At 45.8% G+C, this 22,833-nt stretch carries 21 protein-coding genes and 1 pseudogene; 4 read left to right on the top strand and 18 right to left on the bottom strand.

Features of this window, described 5'->3' with window-relative positions; translation table 11 throughout:
• Window positions 1-2 precede the first annotated feature (2 nt).
• A complete protein-coding gene (gene mce / locus MHB63_16140) occupies window positions 3-419 on the bottom strand; it encodes a methylmalonyl-CoA epimerase (protein MEK3808050.1) in 417 nt (138 codons plus the stop codon).
• A 182-nt stretch (window positions 420-601) separates the two neighbouring features.
• On the opposite strand from mce, the gene prli42 reads away from it, so the two are divergent.
• Window positions 602-694: a stressosome-associated protein Prli42 gene (gene prli42, locus MHB63_16135; protein MEK3808049.1), complete on the top strand. Its 93-nt coding sequence runs from the start codon at window positions 602-604 to the stop codon at window positions 692-694.
• Between the two features lie 65 nt (window positions 695-759).
• On the opposite strand, the gene MHB63_16130 is transcribed toward prli42, so the two are convergent.
• The 9 genes from MHB63_16130 to MHB63_16090 all read right to left on the bottom strand — a co-directional run bounded on the left by MHB63_16130 (window position 760) and on the right by MHB63_16090 (window position 10,419).
• Window positions 760-1,275: a L,D-transpeptidase gene (locus tag MHB63_16130; GenBank protein ID MEK3808048.1), complete on the bottom strand. Its 516-nt coding sequence runs from the start codon at window positions 1,273-1,275 to the stop codon at window positions 760-762.
• Window positions 1,276-1,295: 20 nt separating this feature from the next.
• Window positions 1,296-2,279, bottom strand: coding sequence for an aromatic acid exporter family protein (locus MHB63_16125; GenBank protein ID MEK3808047.1), 984 nt, complete (start codon window positions 2,277-2,279; stop codon window positions 1,296-1,298).
• Window positions 2,280-2,399: 120 nt separating this feature from the next.
• Window positions 2,400-3,122, bottom strand: a complete 723-nt coding sequence (locus MHB63_16120; protein MEK3808046.1) for an amino acid ABC transporter ATP-binding protein — start codon at window positions 3,120-3,122, stop codon at window positions 2,400-2,402.
• Window positions 3,115-3,774 carry an amino acid ABC transporter permease gene (locus MHB63_16115; protein ID MEK3808045.1) on the bottom strand — a complete coding sequence of 220 codons (660 nt, stop codon included), beginning with the start codon at window positions 3,772-3,774 and terminating at the stop codon, window positions 3,115-3,117. Before MHB63_16115 ends, MHB63_16120 begins: the two co-directional genes overlap by 8 nt.
• A gap of 79 nt (window positions 3,775-3,853) precedes the next feature.
• Window positions 3,854-4,630, bottom strand: coding sequence for a transporter substrate-binding domain-containing protein (locus tag MHB63_16110; GenBank protein MEK3808044.1), 777 nt, complete (start codon window positions 4,628-4,630; stop codon window positions 3,854-3,856).
• Between the two features lie 245 nt (window positions 4,631-4,875).
• Entirely contained in the window at window positions 4,876-5,313 is a 438-nt protein-coding gene (locus tag MHB63_16105; GenBank protein MEK3808043.1) for a BrxA/BrxB family bacilliredoxin, read from the bottom strand.
• A 76-nt stretch (window positions 5,314-5,389) separates the two neighbouring features.
• On the bottom strand, window positions 5,390-6,409 hold the full coding sequence (meaB, locus tag MHB63_16100; protein ID MEK3808042.1) for a methylmalonyl Co-A mutase-associated GTPase MeaB: 1,020 nt from the start codon (window positions 6,407-6,409) through the stop codon (window positions 5,390-5,392).
• The gene (gene scpA, locus MHB63_16095; GenBank protein MEK3808041.1) at window positions 6,406-8,559 is read right to left on the bottom strand and encodes a methylmalonyl-CoA mutase; all 2,154 of its coding nucleotides are present in this window, start codon (window positions 8,557-8,559) and stop codon (window positions 6,406-6,408) included. Before scpA ends, meaB begins: the two co-directional genes overlap by 4 nt.
• The gene (locus MHB63_16090; protein MEK3808040.1) at window positions 8,560-10,419 is read right to left on the bottom strand and encodes a methylmalonyl-CoA mutase family protein; all 1,860 of its coding nucleotides are present in this window, start codon (window positions 10,417-10,419) and stop codon (window positions 8,560-8,562) included.
• Window positions 10,420-10,619: 200 nt separating this feature from the next.
• Between MHB63_16090 and MHB63_16085 the strand changes: the two genes are divergently transcribed.
• Window positions 10,620-10,796 carry a hypothetical protein gene (locus tag MHB63_16085; GenBank protein MEK3808039.1) on the top strand — a complete coding sequence of 59 codons (177 nt, stop codon included), beginning with the start codon at window positions 10,620-10,622 and terminating at the stop codon, window positions 10,794-10,796.
• A 28-nt stretch (window positions 10,797-10,824) separates the two neighbouring features.
• Window positions 10,825-11,727 (top strand): YegS/Rv2252/BmrU family lipid kinase, encoded by a 903-nt coding sequence (locus tag MHB63_16080; protein MEK3808038.1) that lies wholly within the window; start codon window positions 10,825-10,827, stop codon window positions 11,725-11,727.
• A 388-nt stretch (window positions 11,728-12,115) separates the two neighbouring features.
• Here MHB63_16080 and MHB63_16075 read toward each other — a convergent pair whose 3' ends face one another.
• From MHB63_16075 to MHB63_16040, 8 genes and pseudogenes are all read right to left on the bottom strand, one after another.
• Window positions 12,116-13,423, bottom strand: a complete 1,308-nt coding sequence (locus MHB63_16075) for a dihydrolipoamide acetyltransferase family protein (GenBank protein ID MEK3808037.1) — start codon at window positions 13,421-13,423, stop codon at window positions 12,116-12,118.
• Between the two features lie 29 nt (window positions 13,424-13,452).
• Window positions 13,453-14,436: an alpha-ketoacid dehydrogenase subunit beta gene (locus MHB63_16070; GenBank protein ID MEK3808036.1), complete on the bottom strand. Its 984-nt coding sequence runs from the start codon at window positions 14,434-14,436 to the stop codon at window positions 13,453-13,455.
• Between the two features lie 12 nt (window positions 14,437-14,448).
• On the bottom strand, window positions 14,449-15,441 hold the full coding sequence (locus tag MHB63_16065; GenBank protein MEK3808035.1) for a thiamine pyrophosphate-dependent dehydrogenase E1 component subunit alpha: 993 nt from the start codon (window positions 15,439-15,441) through the stop codon (window positions 14,449-14,451).
• Window positions 15,442-15,485: 44 nt separating this feature from the next.
• The gene (gene lpdA / locus MHB63_16060; GenBank protein ID MEK3808034.1) at window positions 15,486-16,907 is read right to left on the bottom strand and encodes a dihydrolipoyl dehydrogenase; all 1,422 of its coding nucleotides are present in this window, start codon (window positions 16,905-16,907) and stop codon (window positions 15,486-15,488) included.
• A gap of 41 nt (window positions 16,908-16,948) precedes the next feature.
• Window positions 16,949-18,067, bottom strand: a complete 1,119-nt coding sequence (buk, locus tag MHB63_16055) for a butyrate kinase (GenBank protein MEK3808033.1) — start codon at window positions 18,065-18,067, stop codon at window positions 16,949-16,951.
• Window positions 18,068-18,131: 64 nt separating this feature from the next.
• Complete coding sequence (bcd, locus tag MHB63_16050; GenBank protein MEK3808032.1) at window positions 18,132-19,226, bottom strand: branched-chain amino acid dehydrogenase; 1,095 nt, start codon at window positions 19,224-19,226, stop codon at window positions 18,132-18,134.
• Window positions 19,227-19,268: 42 nt separating this feature from the next.
• Window positions 19,269-20,162, bottom strand: a pseudogene (gene yqiS / locus MHB63_16045) (phosphate butyryltransferase).
• A gap of 143 nt (window positions 20,163-20,305) precedes the next feature.
• Window positions 20,306-22,366, bottom strand: a complete 2,061-nt coding sequence (locus MHB63_16040; GenBank protein MEK3808031.1) for a sigma 54-interacting transcriptional regulator — start codon at window positions 22,364-22,366, stop codon at window positions 20,306-20,308.
• Between the two features lie 195 nt (window positions 22,367-22,561).
• Here MHB63_16040 and MHB63_16035 point away from each other — a divergent pair, with 195 nt between their 5' ends.
• Window positions 22,562-22,792: a DUF2627 domain-containing protein gene (locus MHB63_16035; GenBank protein MEK3808030.1), complete on the top strand. Its 231-nt coding sequence runs from the start codon at window positions 22,562-22,564 to the stop codon at window positions 22,790-22,792.
• Window positions 22,793-22,833: the final 41 nt, after the last annotated feature.

The raw sequence follows: 22,833 nt of genomic DNA, 5'->3' as shown, positions 1-22,833 counted from the left end.
GTTCATGATATCGTTCCTCCTTTCTTTTCACATAGTTCAACCAGCACTCCATTTGCAGCTTTAGGATGCAGGAAAGCAATGGAGGCACCGCCTGCACCGTTTCTTGGAGTCTCATCTATCATTTTGATTCCGTGTTCTTTCAATTCATGAATCCTCATTCCTATATCATCTACTGCCAAAGCCAAATGATGTATGCCTTCTCCGCGCTTTTCAATGAACCTGGCTACAGCACTTTCTTTTGAAACCGGCTCAAGCAGCTCGATTTTCGTTTCTCCTGCTTTCAGAAAAGCCACTTTGACTCCCTGTTCTTCTACCGTTTCCATTCCTTCAAGCTTTAACCCGAGTGTTTCCTGATAAAAAGGAAGCACCGCTTCAATTGAATGGACGGCTACCCCAATGTGATCGACCTTTTTGACCATTTCTTCCCCTCCTCATGATGAAAACGCTTAACATCGTGAACATGACATACTTCTTTGCCAATCGACGAAATTCCTTCTTTTTCGGGCAAAAATGTCCATCTTTGTTCATATCTCCTCCCTTGTCCGTACCTCCTATCCGCGTTAGAATAGAAGGACAAACCCTCTGAAATGGAGTGAAAGACATGTCTAAACGATTTCAAAAAGTCATTATCTATCTCATGCTCTTCGTCATGCTGGCAACTACTCTTTTAGCTGGGATGAGTATGTGGTTCTAATAAGAAAAGCGGAGCCGCCCGTTCAGCTCCGAAAGTCAGATTAAAGGACGCAAAAAAGGTGATTCTCAGGAATCACCTTTTTTAATTGCCCCTTTTTCAGCTGCAATCTCTTCAAAGGACTTGCCGTTTTTTGTGATAAACACTTTGGTTCCAACCGGAATGTGTTCAAAGAGGATCTCGACTTCTTCGTTGTACATGCGAACACAGCCCTGAGTGACGAAGGATCCGATGGAATCCTCGTTGTTTGTGCCGTGGATGCCGTATATCCGTCCATCTGTGTTTTCGGCGTCAAAGCCGATCCACCTTGTGCCAAGAGGATTTTTCGGATCTCCGCCGGGGATATCTTTTTTCCGGTAATAGGGCTCTGCCGCTTTAACTGTGATTGTAAATTCTCCCTCAGGCGTCAGATCATCGTTTTTTCCTGTTGCCACATCAAAGGTTTTAATAATCTGCCCGTTATCAATGTAAGCAAGTTCGTTCGTCTGCTTATTAATGATGAGGTACGGATCGCCGACTGATGGATTTTGTCCGAGCGGCCAAAGCGGAGACAGGAACATTATGAGCAGGAACAGCATTTTCAAAGTCTATCACCCTTTTTGAATTATGATGCTCCTGCAGGCTTCATTTCATTCTTGCGGGACATGCCTTTAAATTGACTTTTTATCACAAGATATTGTTCCATCTCACGGACAAAATGCAAGAGCGCGGCCCGTGCCTCGAATTCTTCCCGGGTTTCCGGGAGCGGCATTTCTTCAAACATTTTTCTCATCTCAGCAAGCTTTATAAGAAATTTGTGAGCGGTGTTGCCGGGGTGGATCGCTTCTCTCACTTCCCGGATAAAGTCCGCCACAATCTCCGCCTGATCGACCGTTACTTTGATTGAGGCAATGATTGGGAGTACCCTCTCAATGATTTCAAACTGTTTTTCCCTCATTTTAAAATAATGATAGTAGAGGTTTTCATGTCTCATAAAATGATTTTCTACATCTCTGAACGCGAGCGTTTTTGCTTCGTTGATGATGGCGGCTGTTTCTGTGATTTCCTTTCCATCCCACGAACTGTCATGCGAAAGCAGGTATTCCTCAATCTCAAGGAAGATTTTCGAGAGGCGGTCCTCAATTTTCAGCTGATATTCTTTCAGCTTTTTATCTACACTCGGCATGTAAAGGTTCATGATAAGCGCTACTCCTATGCCGGTTGCAATCAGCGCAATCTCATTCAAGACCAGATCAAATGTAATGTGCGAGGCTGTGTAGAGATGGAGAATAATGACCGAGCTTGTGACAATTCCTTCTTTAGCTTTTAAAAGAACGGTAACGGGAATAAAAAATAAGAGTAGCAGGCCGATCACTAACGGATGATAGCCGATTCCTTCGAAAAAGACAAAGGAAAATAAGATGGCGATCAGGCAGGCAAAAAAACGTGCCCATGAGGTCTGAAGCGATTTTTTCTTCGTCACCTGGATGCATAGAATCGTCAGGATGCCGGCAGATGCAAAATTCTGCAGTCCGAAAAGCTCGGCAAGACTGATGGCGATTGCTGCACCAAGTGCTGTTTTGAGTGTGCGGTAACCAATTTTAAACATGTGTCTTCCCCTTGCGTTTCATGTGATATGAGGTTTCATATCCTTTTTTCATACGGTGCCCAATTGAAGGCACAAAGATAAAAAAGATGATCATGATGATCATCTTTTTCTAAAAAGCTATTATAGCATTTTTTCAAGAAAGTTTTGAGCACGCTGTGTTTTTGGATTCGAAAAGAACTCTTTTGGCGCAGCATCTTCTACAAGTCTTCCTTCATCAAGGAAAAGAACCCTGTCTGCAACTTCTCTGGCAAAGCCCATCTCGTGCGTGACGATCGCCATCGTCATGCCTGAAAATGCGAGGTTCTTCATGACCTCGAGAACTTCCTTGACCATTTCAGGATCAAGAGCGGATGTCGGTTCATCAAACAGCATGACTTCAGGATTCATCGCCAGTGCTCTTGCAATGGCAACACGCTGTTTCTGTCCGCCGGAGAGTCGGTTTGGATATTCATGCGCTTTTTCAGCGAGCCCGACTTTCTTAAGCAGTTCATGCCCCTGTTCCTCTGCTTCTTTTTTTGAAGTTCCTTTAACGGTAAGAGGAGCATACGTTAAATTCTCAAGAACCGTTTTATGAGGGAACAAGTGAAAATGCTGAAACACCATTCCGACATTCTGGCGGACTTTGTTGATGTCTGTTTTCGGATTAGTAATATCCTGGTCTTTAATATAGATATGGCCGCTTGTCGGATCCTCAAGCCTGTTCATGCACCGTAAAAAGGTGGATTTTCCTGAACCGGACGGGCCGATGATGGCCACAACTTCTTTTTCTGCAATGTGTGTAGAGATGCCTTTCAGCACTTCTAATTTTCCGAATGATTTATGAAGGTTGTCCACTTTAATCACTGCGCGCCATTCTCCTTTCAACAAGTTTGCCAAGAACGGTTAAAATAATAACCATGACATAATAGATGAGTCCGGCAATTAAGATCGGCTCGAAATAACGGTACGTCTGGCCGCCGACAATGTAGGAGCTTCTCATAATATCCTGTACTCCGATAATCGTCACGATGGCTGATTCTTTTGTAAGGGTGATAAATTCGTTCATTAAAGCAGGCAGAATGTTTTTGATGGCCTGCGGGAAAATAATGTCTTTCATCATCTTTGAATAAGGAACGCCAAGAGCCATTGCCGCTTCACGCTGTCCTTTATCAATGGCCATGATGCCTGCTCTTATTACTTCTGAAATATAGGCTCCTGAGTTAAGAGCGAATGTTGCGACTGCAGCCGGATATGGATCAATTTCAAATCCCAGTATCTGAGGCGCACCGTAATAAATAATCAATAATTGCAGGATAAGCGGTGTACCGCGGAAAATGGATGTATATGCATCCGCAAACCACATCAGCGGCTTGATTCTGCTGATTTTAAAGAGAGCAAGAATGACAGCCAGTGTAAAACCGAGCAGTGCAGAAAGGCCGACAATCTTAAGTGTTACCGGAATCCCCTGAAGGATAAACGGTATCGAGGGCGCTATCGCCGGAAAATCCAGATTCATTGATTTCGACACTCCTTTCTCATGTTAAACAAAAAAACGTTCAACATTCTTGTGTTGAACGTTTTCCTGAATGGACTGCTTATTCTTCTCCGCCGAACCATTTCAAGACAAGCTTTTCAAGTTCGCCGTTTTCTTTCATTTCGTTCAGCACTTTGTTGAATTCCTCAGCATATTTGCTGTCTTTCGGGAATGCGATTGCTGAACCTGCTTCTTCTGTTTCACCGTCTTCAATGACTGTGCCTTCAAGCTCTTTGTCATTTTTGAAGTAGCCTTTTGCTACAGTATCTTCGATAATCGCTGCATCAAAGCGGCCGGCTTTCATTTCCTGGATCAGCTCAGGGATTCTGTTGCGGTTTTCTACTTTGATGTTCACTGTTTCAGCAATTTCTTCTGCTTTGCCTTCTTGAATGGATGCAAGCTGTACACCTACTGTCTTGCCTTCAAGGTCTTCAACTGACTTGATGCCGCTGCCCTTTTTAGTCACAATCATGTGCTTTGCCGTGTAGTAAACGTCTGAGAAATCAACGCTCTTTTTACGTTCTTCAGTAGGCGTCATTCCTGCAAGAACCAGGTCAGCTTTGTTGGCCTGAAGCGCAGGGATCAATCCTGTGAAATCCATGTCCTGAACTTCAATTTCATAGCCAAGCTCTTTGCCGATTGCTTTTGCAAGATCGATGTCAAACCCGATAATTTCGCTTCCTTTTGCTGTGTCAATGTACTCAAATGGAGGATAATCGGCTGATGTTGCCATTTTTAGGACTTTTTTCTCCTCTTTGCCTGATGTTTCCGAAGAACCGCAGGCAGCAAGAACTCCAATCACCAAAATCGAAATCAAAAATAGTGCAAACTTCTTCATTTCTACTTCCCCCTTGTTATTTTCTTAAAATTCTAAATTTAATAATATTATCTTCTATAGAATAATAATTTACAAGACTTTTTTCGCGAATAAATATCCGAATAAATGTATTTTAACACAGACTTATAATTATGCAATATATCTTTTAATAATTTATTTTTATGCAAGATTATTATAGTAAGAAAGAATGTTAAACTATGGAAAAATATAATTACACACAAAAAAACTGCCGCATAAGCGGCAGTTTAGATTTCTTCGCAATATTGGTCAAATGCTTCCTGAAGCTTTGCTACAACACTCATCGGGTCATGTCCTTCAATTTCGTGGCGCTCGACCATAGTCATGAGTTTTCCATCTTTTAGCAGGGCAAAAGACGGAGATGATGGCGGATACCCCGTAAAAAAGTCTCGGGCGTATGCAGTCGCTTCTTTATCTTGTCCGGCAAAAACCGTTACAAGTCGGTCAGGACGTTTATCATAATGCACGGAATGCGCAGCTGCCGGTCTTGCAATTCCACCGGCACATCCGCAGACGGAGTTGATCATAACAAGCGTTGTTCCCTCTTTTTTGAACGTTTCTTCAACGTCTTCAGGTGTTTTCAGCTCTGTATAGCCTGCAGCCGTAATCTCTTTTCTTGCCTGAGCAACGACATCGTTCATAAACATATTAAAATCAATATTCATTGGTTGCATCTCCTTTATACACACTATACATCTATTCTACCAGCAGATTTTGAAAAAAACTACTGTAATGCAAGACTCACCTTTCTAAAAAGGCTGCAATCAGCTCTTTGACACTTCCAGAAACCGGGCGTTTTCCGCTGATGACCTCCTGTTCGAGGACAGGCATCGTTCCTTTAATCGAAGGATGCTGAAAAAAGTGATGCTTCAGCTGTTCCTGAATCATCTCATAGAGCCACTCTTTTTGCTGAAGCTGTCTTCTTTTTTCAAACACGCCGCTTTTCTTTGTTATGTCCAGAAAAGCCGTAACCGTGTCCCAGATTTCTTCAATTCCTTTTTCCTGAATGGCAGAAGCCGTGACAGCCTTTGTTTCCCATCCTCTTGTGTAGGATGTCAGAAAGTGAAGAATCTGATTATATTCATGTCTTGCTCTCTCTGCATTCTTTACGTTATCTCCATCCGCTTTATTGACGACAACCAGGTCCGGCAGCTCCATAATCCCCTTTTTCATCGTCTGAAGCTCGTCACCTGCACCGGTAAGGACGAGGAGAAGGAAAAAATCAACCATGCCTCTGATTGCAAATTCCCCCTGGCCGACACCCACTGTTTCGACCAGGATCACGTCATAGCCAGCCGCTTCGCAGACAATGATAGATTCTCTCGTTTTTCTGGTTACTCCCCCCAGGGTTCCGCCAGACGGGGAAGGGCGGATAAAGGCATCCGGATTTCTGGACAGCCGCTCCATTCTCGTTTTATCTCCAAGAATGCTGCCTTTGGACACCTTGCTGCTCGGGTCGACAGCAAGTACAGCCACTCTATGGCCCTTTGTGCACAAATACGTTCCGAAGGCATCTATGAAAGTGCTTTTTCCGGCCCCAGGTACGCCTGTAATCCCGATCCGGACGGACTTGCTTGTCCGCTGCTGCAGCACTTCAATCATCTCCTGGGCCGTTTCGAAGTGCTTTTCCGCATTGCTTTCTACGAGCGTAATGGCTTGGGCAACCGCGACTTTATTTCCGCTTAGCACGCCGACTGCATACTCGTTTGCACTCTTTTCAGCTTCTCCTGCCTTTTTTCTTCGTTTAGGAGCGTCGGTCATTCTTCTGCTGCCTCATAGCCAAGACGTTCATACACTTTTTCAAGCATGATTTTTGCAGCATTCGGAATCACCGTTCCAGGACCGAAAATAGCAGAAGCACCGTTGCTCAGAAGGAAGTCGTAATCCTGATACGGAATCACGCCGCCGACGATGACCATGATATCTTCTCTTCCCAAAGCCTTCAGTTCCTGAACAAGCTGCGGCAGAAGGGTTTTGTGTCCGGCTGCAAGCGAGCTCATCCCGACGATATGCACATCATTTTCAACAGCCTGTGCCGCCGTTTCTGCAGGAGTCTGAAATAAAGGGCCGATGTCAACGTCAAAGCCTAAATCTGCATAAGCGGTGGCGACTACCTTCGCTCCGCGGTCATGTCCGTCCTGACCCATTTTCGCAATCAGAATACGGGGCCTTCTTCCTTCCAGCTGTGAAAATTCATCGGTCATCCTTCTGACGCTTTCAATTTCTTCTTCATTTGAAAACTCTGAACTGTACACGCCGCTGATTGACCGGATCACTGCCTGATGGCGCTTAGACGCTTTTTCAACAGCATCTGAAATTTCACCGAGAGTGGCTCTGGCCCGCGCCGCTTCCACCGAAAGCTCAAGGAGGTTCCCCTCTCCCGTCTTAACGGCTTCTGTGAGAGCCTGAAGCGCTTGATCCACCTGCATCTGATCACGCGATGCCTTAAGCACTTGAAGTCTCTCAATCTGCTTGCGCCTTACCTCGGTATTATCAATAGAAAGAATTTCTATCGGATCCTCTTCCTCGACTTGAAATTTATTCACGCCGATTATCGTTTCTGATCCTGAGTCAATTTTCGCCTGGCGTTTTGCGGCAGCTTCTTCTATTTTCATTTTAGGAAGACCGGTCTCGATCGCTTTTGCCATACCCCCGAGATTTTCAACCTCTTCAATGTGTTCCCATGCCTTATCCATCAGCTGCTTAGTCAGTGACTCCACATAATGGGATCCTCCCCATGGATCAATCACATCGCAGATGCCTGATTCCGCCTGAAGATAAAGCTGAGTATTCCTAGCAATCCTCGCAGAGAAATCAGTAGGCAGGGCAATCGCCTCGTCAAGCGCATTTGTATGCAGAGACTGGGTATGGCCCATGGCAGCGGCATGTGCTTCAAGGCATGTCCGGATGACATTGTTAAATGGGTCCTGCGCAGTCAGGCTCCAGCCGGATGTCTGGGAGTGTGTCCGGAGCGCGAGTGATTTCGGGTTTTTCGGGTCAAACTGTTTCACAATCTGAGCCCACATTAATCTCGCCGCTCTCATTTTGGCCACTTCCATAAAATAATTCATGCCGATTGCCCAGAAGAACGAAAGCCTCGGCGCAAACTGATCGATTGTAAGACCGGCTTTCAACCCCGTACGGATATATTCAAGTCCGTCGGCAAGCGTGTAAGCAAGCTCTATATCCGCCGTTGCCCCAGCTTCCTGCATATGATAGCCAGAAATACTGATGCTGTTGAACTTCGGCATATGCTTTGCGGTGTACTCAAAAATATCCCCTATGATTCTCATGGATGTATCAGGAGGGTAAATGTACGTATTTCTCACCATGTACTCTTTTAAAATATCATTCTGAATTGTACCTGCAAGCTTCTCTTTAGAGACCCCCTGTTCTTCCGCTGTCACAATATAAAAGGCCATAATTGGAAGCACAGCCCCGTTCATTGTCATCGACACTGACATCTGATCGAGCGGAATGTCCTGAAAGAGAATTTTCATATCCAGGATTGAGTCAATGGCAACTCCCGCTTTCCCGACATCTCCTTCGACTCTTGGATGGTCAGAATCATATCCTCTGTGCGTGGCAAGGTCAAAGGCAACCGAGAGGCCTTTTTGCCCCATGGCAAGATTCCGGCGGTAAAACGCGTTGCTGTCTTCAGCGGTTGAAAAGCCGGCATACTGCCTGATTGTCCACGGTCGGTTCACATACATCGTGGAATACGGGCCTCTTAGAAAAGGAGCAATGCCCGGATAGCTGTCCAAAAATGGCATCTCTTTTCTGTCTTCTTTTGTATAGACTGGTTTAAGCGGAATCCCTTCGTTTGACAGAAACGCTTCTGTGGAGGCTGTCTGTCTTTCTGCACTCTTTTGTTCAGACCATTCTACATTTGCAAAACTGATCCGGCTCATTTACTTCACCCCCAAATAACTATGAAGATTTTTTAAAAACTCATGCACATTCATCCCCTTGTACAGGGCAGAAGCATATTCGGTCTTAAAACGCCCTGCAAGGAAGAGCGGATGTTTTTCCGACAGGCTTTTTACGTCCAGCAATCCGTATTCTTCGTCTGTTCCGCATAAGATGACAGGCTTTTCTGCCTCTGCCTCATCCATGGCCGTGATTTTTGCTTCCACGCCTCCTGCAGCAAGCAGGCCTGCTGTAAAATCAAGTCTTGCTTTATAATCAATCGGATTACCAAGCACGACCACATGGATGAAAGGAAAGCTTCCTGTTTCTTTTTTAAATCTTGACGAAGCAGCCCTGAGCTCTTCAAACGGCTCGGAAAGCCTCTTTTGAAGCAGCGGTTTTACCCCGTCCTGAAGTTCATCCCTGTACATCAGGCTATTGATTTCTGTTGCTTTGAATGTATAAGCTTCCTGTATCCATTTCGCAATGTCAGGCGCAGAATTGGTTGTGCTTATCCCAGGATTCACTCTTTCTTTTGCCTTTGCCTCGTTAGCTGATTCCTGAAGATTGGCATAAACGTTCGTTCCAATCAGCTGCACGGTCCGTTTGCTGATATCCTCCAGGCGCTTCTCAAGCAGACTGCTTAAATGGTTCTGGATATACTCGGTCTTTGCAGCCTCTGCAAAGCCTCCAAGCGTTTCAATTGCCTGAATTTCCTTCCATGATTGCTCTGCAAGCTCACTTGTCAGTTCTTCAATGTACCATGAGCCGGCTGCAGGGTCCTGCACCTTTGAAAGATGGCTTTCTTCTTTCAGCACGTAATGCGTATTTCTCGCCACCCGTTCTCCGGTTTTGCCGGGCTTGCCAAGCACTTCATCAAATGGAGAAATTGACAGGCTGCTGACTCCACCGACAGCAGCAGAAAATGCTTCTGTCGCTGCCCTCAGCATATTAACGTGAATATCGTGTCTCGTTTTCGTGATCATTGATGTGGACGCATGCAGATCAATCGGGAACTTCAGAGGATCTGTACCAAACCCGCTTAAAACAGCAGCCCACAGTTTCTTAGCTGCTCTGAACTTGGCAATTTCCATAAAGAACGGCGCCGCTGCCGAAAATGAAAATGCCGTTCTGCCGGCAATCACATCAACAGGCACACCCCGTTCTTTTAATGCATTAAACAGGTCAATGGCATTGGCAAAAGTATAAGCAAGCTCCTCTTTTGCAGAAGCTCCGGCATTCCGGTAGATCTGCCCGTCCAAAAGGATGGTTTTGACGTCCGGCAGGTTTGCTTCTTCCAGCGCCTTCATCATATCAGCCGCAGCATCCAGTTTTTCTGAAAGCGGCATATGGCTTCCCCCGCTCTCAATCCACTCCCCAAGCGGATCAAAAGCAAACCGGCCGCTTCCATTCCGGTTTTTCAGGAAGGCTGTGAAAATCGGAAAAAATCCGATGTTTTCTTTAAGCGAAATGTGAAACGGGGTTACACTTAAATCAGTGTTTTCAAACGCAATTTGAATATCTTCATATGTATTGAGAAAAGAGACATCCTCAAGATGAATGGCATCCTGCCCGCATTTCAGCGCCTCATGAATTTCCGCTTTCAGTTCTTCAGGCGTTTTTGATTTCTGAAGTTTTTGGCTCACTTCCCAGCCGTTTTGCTTCTCCTGATGCCCTGGAATCTGATGCGCACCCCGGCTGTTTTGCTCTGTATAAACAGGACGCAGTGTAATTCCTTCATATGTTTTTCTTGAAAGGGTCTCAATGCTTTTTCCTTTCAGCGCTCTTTCTGCTTCTTCCACCCACATTTGTTCAGTTGCTTTTTCAAAATCATATCTTTCCCTGCTGATTCTTTGCTTCATTCTCCCGCTTCCCTGAAGGAAGCACACCCCCTCGACGCAAAAGAATGCGTTTACATTTTTGAAAATAATAAAAACTTAGTTTCTTTTATTTTAGTACACCTTGCAGAAGTCAGCAAATGTAATTCATAATTGAAACCAGAGCTTGTTTTGAAACGTATAGGAAGAAAGATGTTTCATTTAACAGAAGAGAGGATAATTTAATGAAGAAGAGACCATTCGGATTAAAAAAGAAGCGGAAAAAAAGAAGCAGCAAATGGCTTGATTTCCTGTTCGATCTCCTTGAACTGGCCGAATTGCTGATCCTTCTTCCTTTCCGCATCATCCATTATTTGCTCCGTGCTGTGTTTAAGGCAGTCGGAGATCTTTTTAACTTTTAAATGACTTTTGCTCGTAAGGGGTTTTTTTATGGCTGAATTTAAAAAGGGCATTCTTATCTACAATGGCAATGCCGGTCAAAAAGATGCGGAAAAGACGCTTGGCGTTTGCGTTCCCATTATCTCGCAGCATGTGGAGCAGCTGTTGCTGCTGCAGACGAAAAAACCACTGGACGCCCTGGAATTCTGCCGGGAGCATGGCGAAGAAAGTGATATCGTCATCATTCTTGGGGGTGACGGAACCGTTCATGAGTGCATAAACGGTCTTGGGGGACTTGTAAACAGACCTGTCATTGCCATCCTTCCGGGAGGCACCTGCAACGATTTTTCCAGAACACTGGGCATTCCACAAAACCTGAGAAAAGCTGCAGAAAGCATGTTTGAAGGCGAAGTGCGCGGAGTAGATGCAGCCGAATCCACAAGCGGTTATTTCCTCAATTTCTGGGGCATCGGCCTGATCGCCGAAACATCCGAAAATATTAACGACACCGAAAAAGCACTGCTTGGCAGAGTCAGCTACTTTCTAAGCGCACTTAGAACAATCAAAAGCATGAAGCCATTTACCTTTAAACTGGAGCTTGATGACAGAGTCATAGAAGACGAAGCCATCATGGTCCTGCTTGCAAACGGACGGATGATCGGAACAAACGAGCTTCCTTACCCTGACATACAAATAGATGACGGCCTTGCAGATATCTTTATTATAAAAGAGGCTAGCTTCACGGTATTAAAAGAAATCTTCACCATGAAAGACAGCATCGACTGGGATCATCTCGATTCACAGCTCCAGCATTACCGGACAAGCATCATGAAAATTGAAACAGAGGACGAAATGAACTGCGACACCGACGGAGAAGTCTACTCCTCCACTCCCGAATCCATCCGCATTCTGCATAAGCATTTTCGGATGCTGGTTCCAAAAGCGGTTATTTAAAAAGTGTTCTGCAGCTTTTGCTGTTGGAGCACTTTTTTTGTAGGGTGGTTTGGTGGAGGGGTTGGGGGGTGGAACACTTTGCTGGCTTTTTGGCCTCTGCAAAGTGTTGTTAAAGCCAGGTTAGAGCACTTTCCGGGCTCTTTGTCCATTGCAAAATGTTGTTAAAGCCAGATTAGAACACTTCCTGGGCTTTCTGGCCTCTGCAAAATGTTGCTAAAGCCAGGTTAGAACTCTTTCCGGGCTCTCTGGTCACTGCAAAGTGTTGTTATAACACATTTAGAACACTTTCCGGACTTTCTAACATCTGCAAAAGAACCCTGCTGGCCTCCCACTTCTCAAAACAAAAAAACAGGCAGAAAAAACCGAAGTTTTCCTGCCTGCTTATTTTTTAATAGATCGATGTTGTTTCTTTTGATGTTTGTTCGATGATTTCTTTCACCCGCGCCAAAAATCTTCCGCATATCAATCCGTCGAGTACGCGGTGATCTAGGGACATGCAGAGGTTGACCATGTCTCTTACAGCGATCATGCCGTTGTTCATGACAACCGGGCGCTTCACGATGGATTCGACCTGAAGGATGGCAGCCTGCGGGTAATTGATAATGCCCATGGACTGGACAGAGCCGAATGATCCTGTGTTGTTAACCGTGAAGGTGCCGCCTTTCATATCGTCTGCAGACAGTTTGCCGGCACGGACTTTTCCTGCAAGCTCTGATATTTCGCGGGCAATGCCTTTGATGGTTTTTTCGTCCGCATGTTTGATGACAGGGACAAAAAGCGCATCATCTGTTGCGACTGCAATCGAGATATTGATGTCTTTTTTCTGGATGATGCTGTCGCCCGCCCACATGGAGTTGATTTGCGGGAATTCTTTCAGTGCCTGGGCAACTGCTTTGACGAAGAAGGCAAAGAACGTCAGGTTAAAGCCTTCTTTTTGTTTGAATTCGTTTTTAAGACTGTTGCGGTATTCAACGAGATTCGTTGCATCCACTTCCATCATCGTCCAGGCGTGCGGAGCTTCATGCTTGCTGCGAAGCATGTTCGCTGCAATGGCTTTGCGGATGCCAGTAACCGGAATTTCCACGTCTCCCGGCTGCGCGGAGACAGATGCACCCGGAGCAGGTTTGGCCGGAGCAGGAGCTGCCGTGGTTTCCTTCTGTGCTGAAGGCGCCTGCTTCTCTGCGGCAGCCGGAGCCTGCTTGCCTGCTTCTGCAGCTTTAGGGATATTTCCGCTTTCGATCAGCTGCTGAACATCTTTTCTTGTGATTCTGCCGCCTGCCCCTGTGCCGTTCACTTGGGAAAGATCAATGTCATTCTCCTGGGCAAGGCGAAGGACAGCTGGTGAATATCTCTTTTTATTAGACTGATCCTGTTCCTGTTCCTGTGCTGGCTCCTGAACTGATTTTTCAGCTTCAGGTGTTTCAGCTTGAGCCGGTGCTTCTGTTTCAGCACTGCCTCCGACTTCTACTTTGCAGATAATTTCTCCTACAGCAAGCGTGTCTCCCTCTTCAGCTGTCAGTTCCTTGATGACGCCTGAAAAAGAGGACGGGACCTCTGCATTTACTTTGTCTGTCATAACCTCTGCAATCGGGTCGTACTTATTAACGGTATCTCCAACGGATACGAGCCATTTGCTGATGGTGCCTTCTGTTACACTCTCCCCAAGCTGGGGCATGGTCATCTGTTCAACTGCCATGAAAGTTCCCTCCTCAACTAGAACGTTTCTTAAAACTCCGCAAGCTTCCGCATGGCTGATTCGACTTTGTCAGGGTTGATCATAAAATGCTTTTCCATTGTCGGGGCATAAGGCATCGCAGGAACATCAGGACCTGCAAGACGCATGATTGGAGCATCTAGATCGAACAGGCAGTTTTCAGCGATGATCGCTGACACTTCACTCATGATGCTTCCTTCTTTATTGTCTTCAGTGACAAGCAGGACTTTTCCTGTTTTTGATGCCGCTTCAATAATCGCTTCTTTATCGAGCGGATAGACTGTGCGCAAATCAAGAATATGAGCTGAAATGCCGTCCTGGGCAAGTTTTTCCGCAGCCTGAAGGGCGAAATGAACGCAAAGGCCATATGTGATGATGGTGATATCTTCGCCTTCCCGTTTCACATCCGCTTTCCCGATCGGCAGAACATAATCATCCTCAGGGACTTCTCCTTTGATTAGACGGTACGCCCGCTTATGTTCAAAGAAAAGAACAGGATCTTCGTCTCTGATGGCTGCCTTCAGCAATCCTTTTACGTCATAAGGAGTTGACGGCATCACAATCTTAAGACCCGGTGTATTGGCAAAAAGAGCTTCAACTGACTGGGAATGATACAGAGCGCCATGCACTCCGCCGCCGTAAGGGGCACGAATGGTAATCGGACAGTTCCAGTCGTTATTGGAACGGTATCTGATTTTCGCCGCTTCTGATACGATCTGGTTGACAGCCGGCATGATAAAATCAGCAAATTGCATTTCGGCAATCGGTCTCATGCCATACATGGCCGCTCCGATACCTACTCCGGCAATCGCAGATTCTGCAAGCGGCGTATCAATGACGCGTTCTTCTCCAAATTTATCGTAGAGTCCTGCTGTAGCTTTAAAGACTCCGCCTTTTCTGCCGACATCTTCGCCAAGGACAAACACCTTCGGGTCGCGTTCCATTTCTTCGCGAATGGCCATTGTTACTGCATCTATATAAGACATGACTGGCATTGTACTTCCCCCTTACTCTGCGTATACGTATTTGAGTGCTGATTCCGCTTCTGCATACGGTGCATTTTCAGCGTAATCCGTCGCTTCATTGACAACCTTCATAATCTGATCAAGGATCTCTTTTTCCTTTTCTTCTGTCAGGACGCCTGTCTCCTTCAAATAAGAGGCAAACGTTAAAATCGGATCCTTTTTCTTCGCTTCAGATACCTCTTCCTGACCGCGGTATGAACGGTCATCATCATCACTTGAATGAGGTGTCAGACGGTATGAAACGGCCTCAACAAGAGTCGGCCCCTCACCGCGGCGTCCTCTGTCTGCTGCTTCCTTCACCGCTGCATAAACTTCAAGCGGATCGTTTCCGTCCACTGTCACGCCAGGCATGCCGTATCCAACTGCACGGTCGGAGATTTTTTCGCACGCCACTTGCTTCTCATACGGCACACTGATCGCGTATTTGTTGTTTTCGCACATGAAAATAACCGGAAGTTTATGAACACTTGCAAAGTTTGCGCCTTCATGGAAGTCACCCTGATTGGATGAGCCTTCTCCGAATGTTACGAACGTCACGATGTCCTTTTTCTCCATTCTTCCTGCAAGGGCAATGCCGACAGCATGCGGCACCTGCGTGGTTACAGGAGAAGAACCTGTTACGATGCGGTTTACTTTTTGTCCAAAGTGACCGGGCATCTGGCGTCCGCCTGAGTTCGGGTCTTCCGCTTTTGCAAACCCTGAGAGCATCAATTGCTTGGCTGTCATGCCAAATGCAAGAACAACGCCCATATCTCTGTAGTAAGGAAGTGCGTAATCTTTCTTGCGGTCAAGGGCAAAAGCAGCTCCAACCTGTGCCGCTTCCTGGCCCTGACAAGAGATGACAAACGGAATTTTTCCTGAACGGTTCAACAGCCACATGCGCTCATCAATTTTACGGGCCATAACCATAGTTTCATACATTTCAAGAACATCCTGATCTGTCAGACCAAGAGTTTGATGACGATTTTCAGCCATTTTGCTGCCTCCTAAAAATCAGTATGTAAGGGAAGTCGTTCCCCTTAAGAATGTATTGCGCTGCCATCCACTGCAAGAGCAGCTTCGCCGATTGCTTCAGAAAGCGTAGGATGCGGATGGATCGTGTGCCCGATTTCCCACGGGGTTGCATCCAGCACCATGGCAAGACCGGCCTCTGAAATCATATCTGTCACGTGCGGTCCGATCATATGAACGCCAAGAAGGTCATTTGTTTTAACATCTGCCACTAATTTGACAAACCCGTCCGACTCTCCAAAAACAAGCGCTTTGCCGATTGCACGGAAAGAAAATTTCCCTGTCTTCACGTCAAAACCGGCATCTTTTGCTTCTGCTTCCGTGTAGCCCACACTTGCGATTTCAGGTGTGCTGTAGACACATCTTGATACGTTTCTGTACGTGATGGCAGAAGGATTTTTCCCGGCAATGTGTTCAACGGCGGTAATGCCTTCGTGTGAAGCTACATGAGCAAGCTGCATGCCGCCGATTACATCCCCGATTGCGTAGATATGTGATTCCTTCGTCTGCATAAATGCGTTTGTCTTAATAAATCCGTTTTCAATCTGGATGTCGGTGTTCTCAAGGCCGATGCCTTCAACATTTGCCTGACGGCCGACGGATACAAGAATTTTTTCTGCCGAGAAGGTTTTTACTTCTCCTTTATGCTCTGCAGATATGGAGACTGCTTCTCCTTTTTCAAGTGTTTCAGAAAGCACCTTTGCACCTGTCACGACCGTGACGCCCTTTTTCTTCAGCAGGCGCTGCATTTCTTTTGAAATATCCGCATCTTCTGTAGGGAGTATTCTGTCTGCATATTCAAGGACCGTTACGTCAAGGCCGAAATCAGAAAGCATGGACGCCCACTCAATGCCGATCACGCCTCCGCCGACAATGATGATGGACTTCGGCAAAGACGGAAGGTTTAATGCCTCATCTGAAGTAAGGACTGCTTCTCCGTCAATTTCAAGGCCGGGAAGGCTGCGCGGTCTTGAGCCTGTAGAGACAATCACATTCTTCGGGATCAGCATTTCATTTTCCTCCCCGTTGTTCATTTCTACGGAGATGGTTCCAGGCATAGGAGAAAAAATCGACGGTCCAAGGATTCTGCCCGTTCCTTCGTATACATCAATTTTCCCCTGTTTCATTAAATGCTGCACTCCATTATGTAGTGTATCGATAATGGACTGCTTCCGTTCCTGCACTTTGGCAAAATCAAGCTCGACTCCGGAAGTGATGACGCCGAATTCTTCGCTTCGCTTAGCTGTTGCAAAAACCTCCGCGCTTCTAAGCAATGCTTTGCTTGGTATGCAGCCTGCATGCAGACATGTGCCGCCAAGCTTCCCTTTTTCAACAATAGCTGTTTTTAAGCCGAGCTGGCTTGCACGGATGGCTGCGACATAGCCGCCTGTGCCTCCGCCGACAATCACGAGATCATATTCAGTTGCCATAGGGTCATGCTCCTCTCTTAAAAAGAAGATCTATTTTGTGCTCAGCCTCTGCTGAGCGGTTTCGCACTTACAAGTGAAGGGTTAGGATATTCCTTCGGCTCTTCTTCTCCCCGAAGGACGCGCAGTGCACCTTCTGTTAAAGCCTGCAGCTCATTTTCACCCGGGAATACTGTAATGTCTGCAATCCAGTCAATATAAGACGAGATTTCTTTTACAAACCTCTTCCCGTATGCGAGGCCTCCGGTAAGGATAATGGCATCTACTTTGCCTTTGAGGACTGCACTTGCAGCACCGATTTCTTTGCCGATTTGGTATGCCATTGCATCAAAAACCAGTTTTGCCCGCTCGTCACCTGCTGCAATCATGCGTTCAACCTTTTGTCCGTCATTTGTTCCAAGGTAGCCCACAAGGCCTCCGCGGCCGACAAGCATTTTCATAATTTCCTCGCGGTAGTAGTTCCCTGAAAAACACAGGCTGACAAGATCTCCTGCAGGAACCGTACCCGCTCTTTCAGGGCTGAACGGTCCGTCACCATGAAGACCGTTGTTCACATCAATCACTCTTCCCTGCTTATGGACACCTACTGTAATCCCGCCGCCCATGTGAGCGACGATCAGGTTCATTTCTCCATACGATTTCCCGTACTGCCTGGCCACTTTTCTGGCAACTGATTTCTGGTTCAGTGCGTGAAAAATACTTTTCCTTTCGATTGAAGCAACGCCTGATACTTTTGCAATCGGTTCCATTTCATCTACAACGACAGGATCCACAATGAATGCAGGGATATTAAGGCCTCCCGCTATTTCATAGGCAATGATTCCTCCAAGATTTGAGGCATGCTGGCCTGCATAGCCTATCCGGAGATCTTGAAGCATCTGCTCATTGACATGATACGTTCCGCCTTCAATCGGACGAAGCAGTCCGCCTCTTCCGCAGACGGCACTTAATTTAGAGATATTAATGCCTTCTTCATCAAGCGTCTCAAGAATCGTTTGTTTTCTAAATTCGTATTGATCAATGATTTGAGAGAAAGATTGAATCTTTTCTGCATCATGACGGATTGTTTTTTCAAAAATAGAACGCTCATTATCAAATACACCAATTTTCGTAGAAGTTGAACCAGGGTTGATGACGAGTATCCGATATTCTTTTTCTTGCAACTTTCATAACCTCCAGGTAAGAGAAGGATCTGATCAAGCAGCTCCTTCTCCTTGTATTTCCAAATTAGCGGCGGCTTAAGATATGGTGGCCGTTTTGCAGGAACTGGCTGCGTGAGTTTCTCATTCTTTCAATCCGCTCTTCTGCCAGACGGTCAGCTGCCATATAAGTAGGAATGCCGTCACGCTTTGCAATTTCAAATACACGCTCAATGTTCTGGTAGATGCCTTCTACTTTTTTCATCGCTCTTTCGCTGTTGTATCCAAGAAGTTCGTCAGCTACATTGATAACTCCGCCGGCATTGATGACATAATCAGGTGCATAAGCGATGCCCATTTCATGAATCGTATCGCCGTGGCGCGTTTCTTTCAGCTGATTGTTCGCAGCACCTGCAATGACTTTTGCTTTAATTTGCGGAATAGTATCATCGTTAATTGTCGCTCCAAGTGCACATGGTGCATAAATGTCACAGTCAACAGAATAAATCTCATCAGGATCGACAGCTTTTGCTCCAAATGCTTCAACGGCTCTTTGAACCGCTTCTTTATGGATGTCTGTTACGATCAGCTGCGCACCTTCTTCATGAAGATGTCTGCAAAGGTTAAAGGCAACATTTCCGACACCTTGTACAGCTACTGTTTTCCCTTCCAGTGAATCTGTTCCGAATGCTGCTTTAGCTGCTGCTTTCATTCCGCGGTATACACCGAATGCAGTGACAGGAGACGGGTTGCCTGAAGAGCCGAATGCAGGAGAAATACCTGTTACGTAATCTGTTTCCTCATGAATCAGGTCCATATCTTCTACTGTAGTCCCTACATCTTCTGCTGTAATATAACGGCCGTTCAGCCCTTGAATATAGCGTCCGAATGCACGGAACATTTCTTCATTCTTATCTTTTCTAGGGTCTCCGATGATGACCGTTTTCCCGCCGCCAAGGTTAAGTCCTGCTGCAGCATTTTTGTAAGTCATGCCACGTGCAAGACGAAGGGCATCTTCAATGGCATCCGCTTCAGAAGCATATGTCCACATGCGCGTTCCGCCAAGAGCCGGTCCAAGCGTTGTATCGTGAATGGCAATGATCGCTTTTAGTCCTGATTGTTTATCCTGGCAGAAAACCAACTGCTCATAGTCGTATTGTTCCATGTATTTGAAAATTTCCATCTGTAAATCCTCCTAGTGGTATCATTTTTGCTTTTTCTGTTCTCAGCTTGTGCAAATGGCAAGCGCCAGTGAATAAAGCTTGCTTTCAGCTGAATCTGCACGGCTTGTCAGTACGATTGGCGCTTTTGCTCCTGCAATGACAGCCCCAACCTTTGCCCCTGCGAAATAAATAAGTGATTTATATAAAACATTGCCAACTTCAATGGTTGGTACCAATAAAATATCCGCCTGTCCCGCAGCCCCGCTCTTTATGCCCTTATGCTCCGCAGCTTCAATGGAAACGGCGTTATCAAGAGCAAGCGGTCCGTCTACAAGACAATGTTTGATTTGCCCGCGGGTGTTCATCTGCGTTAGTGCAGCAGCATCAAGTGTGGCCTGCATGGCCGGGTTGATGACTTCAACCGCTGCAAGCGGTGCAACTTTCGGCATCTTAATGCCAATTTTCCTAGCTACCGTCACGGAGTTTTCAAGAATCTGCTTTTTTTGCTGAAGATCCGGCGCAACGTTCATAGCAGCATCTGTCACGATGGTGTACCGGTCGTAGCCTGGCACATCAAAAACGGCCACGTGTGAAAGGATGTTTCCCGTGCGGAGACCGAACTCTTTGTTCAGCACAGCTTTTAAAATCACAGCAGTCGGAACATTCCCTTTCATAAGAACATCCGCTTCATTTTGAAAAACGGCTTTTACGGCTGCTTCTGAAGCCTGTTCGGCGGATCTTGCGTGATGGATTGTGACTCTTCTGGAATCCATTTGTTTTTCAAGAAGCATTGTTTCAATGACTTCTTTGTTGCCAAACAGCATAAAATCAGCCATTTCCCGTTCTAGAGCAAGCTTCACAGCTTCAAGAACTTCGCCATCTTCTGCCGCTGCAACAGCAACCGTCTTATTTTCCAGCTGTGCCGCATTTTCCAGCAGGTCGTCTAATGTCATGTATCGTTCAACCCTTTCTTGATGTAATCACAGCACCCGATTATTTATAATGCAAGAAGCGTGCCAAATGAAAAAACGTGAAACCGCTTCATCTGTCATTTTATTACCGTGCAAAATATTGCATATCACGCAAGATATTGCATGCATTATTTTTCAATTCCGTATTTCTCCATCTTATAATACAGGTTTCTTAATGAAACACCTAATGAAGTAGCGGTTTTTGTCCGGTTATAGCCGTGTTTAATAAGTGCGTTCTGTATCAGGTTTTTTTCAACTTCTTCTACAGCTTCGGCTAGCGTGATATTTCCGGAATCTTCTATAAGGACATTCCCGGTATGTCTTTCTTTTTCAGAACTCTGGATTAGTTCAGGCAGATGGCGGGCTGTGATTCTCAGTTCATGATAATGCATAAAGATCATTGCTCTTCCGATAACATTTTCAAGCTCTCTCACATTACCCGGCCAGCTGTATCCCATCAGTGCCGCTGCTGCTGATTCATCAATTCCTTCAATGCTCCGTCCATAATCCTGATTCAGCTTTCTGATCAGGTGTTCGGCAAGCATGGGAATGTCACTTTTCCTGTTCCGCAGCGGAGGAATGGATATTGGGTACCTGTTTAATCTGTAATATAGATCCTCCCTGAACGTACCGTCAGACAAGGCTTTTTCAATATTGATGTTTGTCGCGGCAATTACCCTTACATTGATGGAAATCGATTTCGCCGACCCTACTCTGACAATTTCTTTTTCCTGAAGAACACGAAGCAGCTTTGCCTGTACACTGGCTGACAGTTCACCGATTTCATCAAGGAAGATGCTTCCGTTATTCGCCTCTTCAAAAAACCCGCGCTTTCCTCCGCGTTTTGCGCCTGAAAATGCTCCTTCTTCGTAGCCGAACAATTCACTTTCAAGCAGGGTTTCTGAAATAGCTGCACAGTTTACTTTAATAAATTTGTTGTATTTTCTGTCGCTCGCATTATGTATAGCGTGTGCAAATAGCTCTTTTCCCGTCCCCGATTCTCCCCTCAGGAGTACGGTTGCAGGTGTTTTTGCCCCAAGTTTTGCCTGTTCAATCGCAAGCTTGATTTCTTCACTTTCTCCGACAATGTCTTCAAAGGAATATTTCGCTTCGAGGGTTCTGATAATTTGCCTTGCCCGGTTTAATTCTGTAGTCAGCGTCTGAATCTCAGACATATCGTGTATGACGCCGACGCTTCCCTTTAATTTGCCGTCGACGATAATCGGGGCCACATTGACGATGACGTCTTTTTTAGAAGGGCCGACTTTCATTCTCGCTCCGCGGACAGGCCTTCTTGTTTCAAGTACTTTCATATGCATGCTCTCACCCTCTGAGATGTCCGCTGTAGCAGGCATTCCGAGGACCTCGCCCTCAGTCAGGCCGGTCATGCGGGAGTAGGCAGGATTAATCATGATGCCTCTCCCTTCTTCGTCCACCACAGAAATCGCTTCATCCGAAGACTGAATAATTGCCTGAAGCATGGTCTGAATTTCTTTCAGGTTCGTCATCTCTTCAGCAAGATTCACAATTTCCGTTATATCTTTAAAAAGCGAAAGCGCACCAATCAGAGTGCCCGAGTGATCAAAAATCGGGATTCGGGTTGTAATGATTTTCAGGCCGTTCTCAAGAACCTGCTCCTGGTTCATTTCAACTTCCTTCGTTTGGAGAATTCTCGGCAGTTTGCTTGATGGCATGACTTCCCTGACAAGCCTGCCGATGACATCCTCCTTTTTTAAGCCTGTCATTTCTTCGGCCATTTTATTAAAAAGAATGAGCCTCTCTTTGTCGTCGATGACAATCATGCCGTCATTCGTTGCGTCAAAAATGGTTTCATGCTTATATGTAATTTCTTGAAGAGCTGTAATCAGATCTTCTTTCTGATTAATCAGATTTGTTATGATATGAGCCACGCTGCCCGGTATGATGACTGTGCTCCTGCTTCTTTGCTGAAGCAGTTCTTCAAACACTTCAGAACTCCCCGTTGCTTCTATGACAATGTTAATCTGATCAGACAGAAGCGGCTTCCAGTCTGAGCTGGTCAGAATTCCTATTTTTTTGGCATATTCGATACCCGGTGCTTTTGAATCGATATCAACAACAGCCATAATTTCCATCGCTTTGATCTCAAGCAGCATTTTAAGGAGTGCAGTCCCGCCTTTGCCCGCACCAACCAGCAGCACTTTTTGCATCAATCTATCCCCTTGTTTTTTATAAAATCAAAAAATACTTCATATAAAAAGCCTATCCCATTCCCTCATTAGTGTACTCGAACAGTTCCATTTATGCAAAAAATTGCACGATTTCAACATCCACTTTTGCTCACTTGACAAAAAGGCTCATTCACTTGACAATTTAGAAAGAACAGGGAAAGGACAAGGGGAAATATGAGGATAGTTGCTCTGATTATAATGGTCATACCTGGCGTTTTGGCAGGCTATGGCATCAAACTCATGCGCGATATGCTGTTTGGCATTCTTCAGCCGCCATTTCCGGCATTATGGATGCAGTTCATAGGAGGCCTGCTATTGTTTATAGGAGGATTAAGCTTTGTCGCAGGATTCATCTTCCGCAGAGACTCAAAGAGGAAAAAGGTTCAGAAGAGGTTTATGAAATAGAAAAGCGGAGCCGACTGTTCAGACCTGACAGGCAGAAAAGA

Origin of the sequence: Bacillus sp. FSL H8-0547 (assembly GCA_038002745.1) — a bacterium.
In the GTDB taxonomy this organism is placed as follows: domain Bacteria; phylum Bacillota; class Bacilli; order Bacillales; family Bacillaceae; genus Bacillus_P.
The sequence above is the reverse complement of the archived record's forward strand: the minus strand, read 5'-3'. Positions and strand labels throughout refer to the sequence as shown.